Source organism: Haloferax sp. KTX1, assembly GCF_902410085.1.
Lineage (GTDB): Archaea > Halobacteriota > Halobacteria > Halobacteriales > Haloferacaceae > Haloferax > Haloferax massiliensis.
Genome location: NZ_CABPRH010000263.1, coordinates 1 through 419, shown reverse-complemented (window position 1 = coordinate 419; position 419 = coordinate 1). Strand labels below are relative to the sequence as shown.

Genomic DNA, 419 nt, shown 5'->3' with positions numbered 1-419 from the left:
GTGCTATGTAACATAGTTACCGACTCACTACGGTTGGGCAGTACGGGAGCGAAGGGAGCGTCTACCACCTGTCTGGGTTGTGACGGCGACGAAAAGAGGCCATAACAAATAGTGCGAGTATCCCTGGAGTCCTCATATGGTCGCGATAGATTCTGGATCGACTGTCGTCGCAACTGATAACTGTGTGACCACGACTATCGACGGCGAGATCGTGCTGCTCAACAACGAGACGGGGCGGTACCAGGGCCTGTCGGGCGTCGGCCCGGACATCTGGGACCGAATCCAGGAACCGACGGAACCAGCGGCTATCGTTTCAACGCTAGTCGAGGAGTACGATGTCGACAGAGACCGAGTGGCAACTGACGTGGAACGATTCCTGGAAACGCTTGCCGCGGAGCAACTCGTCAAGATCGATGCGA

General features: G+C 56.6%; 1 protein-coding gene. It reads left to right on the top strand.

The window, feature by feature from the left end; genetic code table 11:
* Positions 1–184: 184 nt before the first annotated feature.
* On the top strand, positions 185–419 hold a 235-nt coding region (locus FY251_RS21755), incomplete at its 3' end, for a PqqD family peptide modification chaperone (RefSeq protein ID WP_222847916.1).